Source organism: Brevundimonas sp., assembly GCF_036659295.1.
Lineage (GTDB): Bacteria > Pseudomonadota > Alphaproteobacteria > Caulobacterales > Caulobacteraceae > Brevundimonas.
In genome coordinates this window covers 1-3490 of the sequence record NZ_JAVXCU010000002.1, presented here as the reverse complement: position 1 = coordinate 3490, position 3490 = coordinate 1, and the positions used below count along the sequence as shown (strand labels likewise).

The 3490-nt window shown below is 62.7% G+C and carries 5 protein-coding genes; 3 read left to right on the top strand and 2 right to left on the bottom strand.

Features of this window, described 5'->3' with window-relative positions; all coding sequences use genetic code 11:
• A partial coding sequence (locus RSB01_RS00530) for a glutathione S-transferase N-terminal domain-containing protein (protein ID WP_332624969.1) occupies positions 1-479 on the bottom strand: 479 nt, incomplete at its 3' end.
• A gap of 261 nt (positions 480-740) precedes the next feature.
• Between RSB01_RS00530 and RSB01_RS00525 the strand changes: the two genes are divergently transcribed.
• A complete protein-coding gene (locus RSB01_RS00525; protein WP_332590710.1) occupies positions 741-905 on the top strand; it encodes a hypothetical protein in 165 nt (54 codons plus the stop codon).
• Between the two features lie 6 nt (positions 906-911).
• On the opposite strand, the gene RSB01_RS00520 is transcribed toward RSB01_RS00525, so the two are convergent.
• Positions 912-1643, bottom strand: a complete 732-nt coding sequence (locus tag RSB01_RS00520; protein WP_332590709.1) for a PepSY domain-containing protein — start codon at positions 1641-1643, stop codon at positions 912-914.
• Positions 1644-1905: 262 nt separating this feature from the next.
• Here RSB01_RS00520 and RSB01_RS00515 point away from each other — a divergent pair, with 262 nt between their 5' ends.
• Complete coding sequence (locus tag RSB01_RS00515; protein ID WP_332590708.1) at positions 1906-2889, top strand: GAF domain-containing protein; 984 nt, start codon at positions 1906-1908, stop codon at positions 2887-2889.
• A 131-nt stretch (positions 2890-3020) separates the two neighbouring features.
• A partial coding sequence (locus tag RSB01_RS00510; RefSeq protein WP_332624968.1) for an aldehyde dehydrogenase family protein occupies positions 3021-3490 on the top strand: 470 nt, incomplete at its 3' end.

Here is a 3490-nt window from a genome sequence, read left to right as displayed (position 1 = left end):
TAGGCGTCGATCACCGACTTGCCGTCCAGAATCCACTCGCGGCCCTCCAGGTGTTTGTCGAGGGTGGCGAACTGTTTGTGCACCAGCACATGACCGGCAGCGACGACCTTGGCGCGGGCCTCTTCGCTCTCGTCGGTCGTGTAGCGGTACGGCATGAAGACCGGCCAGAAGGCGGCGTGCATGTCCGAGGTCAGGAAGGCCGACCAGCGATGGTTCTCGGCCTTTTGGCGCAGGCTGTCCCCGCCCGACAGATTGGCCTCGGGATGTTTGTGCGACAGATAGTCGAGGATGGCCCCCGCCTGTGTCAGCAACCAGCCGTCGTCCTCGCGCAGGGTCGGAACCGCCCCTGCCGGATTGACGGCCAGCAGCTCGGGCGAGCCATACTGCACCTTTACCGCCTCATAGGGCGCGCCGATCCATTCCAGAACGATATGCGGGGCCAGCGAACATGCGCCTACGGCGTAATACAGGGTCGGCAAGGGACAACTCCGTCAAAAGTCAGAAAGCATCGGGCAGGATATGGGTATGAGCGGCTTTGAAGCCAGCCCAGAATAACCTTTCAGGCATGCTTTCGTTCAACGTCGCGTGTTGTGAAATGTAAAGCTTGGCCACGTCGCCGGGGCCCGCCTTCAGGCCTCCACTCAAGGGTTCGGCCTAAGCAATCATCCTAGGTTTTACGGCCAAGCTTTCTGACATAACGTCGTGTCAGGATTGCTCACCAACAGCCATCGGGGTGGCTTATGCGGAACGACCCTCTATGCCTGCGCGAACAGGCCCGTTTCCGGTTTCTCAGCATTGCCGCCATTGTCGCGGCGATAGGCCTGACGTGGTTTTCGTTGTCAGGCCCGTCATCGGGACCGCCGTGGACACCGTCCGAACCGGACAGCGTGCAGGCCGTTTACTAGAATATCCTAGGACGTTCTGCGGCGCGCGGCACGAACGGCGCGTGCGGTTTTTAGATCGCGCGACAGGCGTATCCACAACAGGATAAAGCCGGTCACCACAATGCTGAGCGTCAGCACCGTCAGGCCGACCAGCAGCGGGTGGTTGAAATTGTCGCCGTTCTTGAAGTCGAGAATGTGCAGGCGCCAGAAGAAATCATAGAAACGCCAGACCGCCGAACGCCGCGTAACCACCTCGCCTGTCTGGGGAGACAGATAGAAGCTGGTGCGTTCGGCATCGTTGAAATTCACCCGCCAGATCGGCCCGTCGCGGCCGGTTTCCTTGGGGGCCTGATCCAGAAGGACAGGCGTCTGCGCCGTCGCCGTGCCGCGATAGGCGGCCTTGGCCAGCGCCGAGACCTCGTTGGCCTCCATGGCGGCAAAAGGCTGGCCCGTGGTGGCGTTCAGGGTCACAGGCTCGCCACCCGCAGGTGTCAGCACCCATGCCGGACCGCGCTGTGTGCCTTTAAGTTCGGCGCGCGCCGGTGCGATGCCTGCGCTCTGTGCCACTGTGCTGAGGGGCAGGAGCTGTTCGACCGGCAGGGCTGACGGGGATGCGGGTTTCAGCCGGTGCTCGCTGCGAACCGTCTCGATGGGGATGGCGGTCATCACCACGCCGCCCGCCACCCAGAACAGGACTTGCACGCCGACGACAAGGCCGATCCATTTGTGGATCTGGGTCGAGTATCGCAGGACCTTCATCATTCCCCCTGATGCATTTTCATGCGCCAATAACAGCCTACAGACCTATACGCATAGCGCCGTTTGATCCCTCGACTTACAATCGCGGGGCGAATGGATCGGCCAAACAGGTCAGGCGGTTTTGCATTGGCTGGACGTCACACCCATCTGTAACGGGTCATCTTTTGAACCCGAGACAACCGGACGGTGTGCAGCGATGACGCATTGACGCCTGCCTTCAAGGCGCGTCTGATCGCAAAAGGCGCACCCTTGGAGGCCGACTGTGAGTGATCGTTCGCGTAACGAACATGGCAATCTGATCCGTCAGGCACTGGACGATAATGCCGGTGCTCGTTCGGCTTTGGCGGCTTCATGGCGTCGCTCCATCACCCTGTATGGCCTCGACCCCATGCGGCATCGTCAGGTCGAAACCATCACCGACCAGCAACTTCGCGAGGCGCAACAGGCCATGGAGCCGGTCACACGCGCCGCCGAAGGGGTTCTGGACAGGCTGTTTCAGGCCGTGGGTGGTGTGGGCTGCTGTGTGCTGCTGACCAATACGGACGGAATACCGGTTGAACGACGCGGGGCCGTGGCCGACGACCAGACCTTCCATCGCTGGGGTCTGTGGCCGGGGGCGGTGTGGTCCGAAGCGGTCGAAGGCACCAACGGCATCGGCACCGCTCTGGCCGAGCATCGTCCGGTGATCATCCATCGCGACCAGCATTTCCATTCGCGCAATACCGGCCTTAGCTGTGTCACCTATCCGGTTCACGACCATCTGGGGCGGCTGGCGGGATCGCTGGATGTGTCCTCGTGTCGGGCCGATGCCACCGAGAGCATACTGGGTCTGATCTCGAACACGGTGGCCGATGCGGCCCGCGCTATCGAGGCCCAGACCTTCCGTCAGGCCTTTAGCGATGCGCGGATTGTGCTGGCCGGTGATGCCAGCGAGCGCAATACAGCGGCATTGCTAGCGGTTGACCGCGACGATCTGGTGATCGGGGCGACACGGGCGGCGCGTCTGTCGCTGCTGATTACCGACGAGCGGATCGCCGCCCAGCTGCCTGCGACCGATCTGCTGGCCTCGGCTCAGGCTGCGCTGTCCGATACCGACACCGATCTATACGAGGCCGAACGCGGGGCTGTGCGCAGAGCGCTGGCCCGTTCCGGCGGCAATGTCTCGGCGGCGGCGCGGGCGCTGGGCATCAGCCGCGCCACCCTGCATCGCAAGCTGCACAAGCTGGGCCTGATCGACCTGCACTGACCTGTCGCAATCCTGCGACAGGTTTGCGCCGCACCATGAGACACCCCTCTGGCAACCGGCGCGTGACCTCCCCAACCTTTCCCCAGACGCCGGACAACCGGCCCGCAAGGAAACAGCAGGAGGCCATTTCGATGAGCAAATCCGAATTTACCCGCGCCGTAACGCCCCAGTTCAAAGCCCGCTATGAAAACTTCATCGGTGGCGAATGGGTGGCTCCGGTCAATGGCCGCTATTTCGAGAACACCTCGCCGGTGAATGGTCGCGTCCTGTGCGAAGTCGCCCGCTCGGACGCCGCCGATGTGGAGCTGGCTCTGGATGCTGCCCACGCCGCCAAGGATGCATGGGGCACCACCAGCCCCGCCCAGCGCGCGCTGATGCTGAACCGCATTGCCGACCGTATGGAAGAAAACCTGCAAGCCATTGCCGAGGCCGAAACCTGGGACAACGGCAAGCCGGTGCGCGAAACTCTGGCGGCCGATATTCCGCTGGCGATCGACCATTTCCGTTATTTCGCCGGATGCATCCGCGCGCAGGAAGGCGGCCTGTCGCAACTGGATAACGACACGGTAGCCTACCACTTCCACGAGCCGCTGGGCGTGGT

Excerpts from the sequence above, each read along its gene's own strand:
- RSB01_RS00525 (WP_332590710.1), top strand. The coding sequence starts at position 741 with ATGCGGAACGACCCTCTATGCCTGCGCGAACAGGCCCGTTTCCGGTTT.
- RSB01_RS00520 (WP_332590709.1), bottom strand. The coding sequence starts at position 1,643 with ATGAAGGTCCTGCGATACTCGACCCAGATCCACAAATGGATCGGCCTT.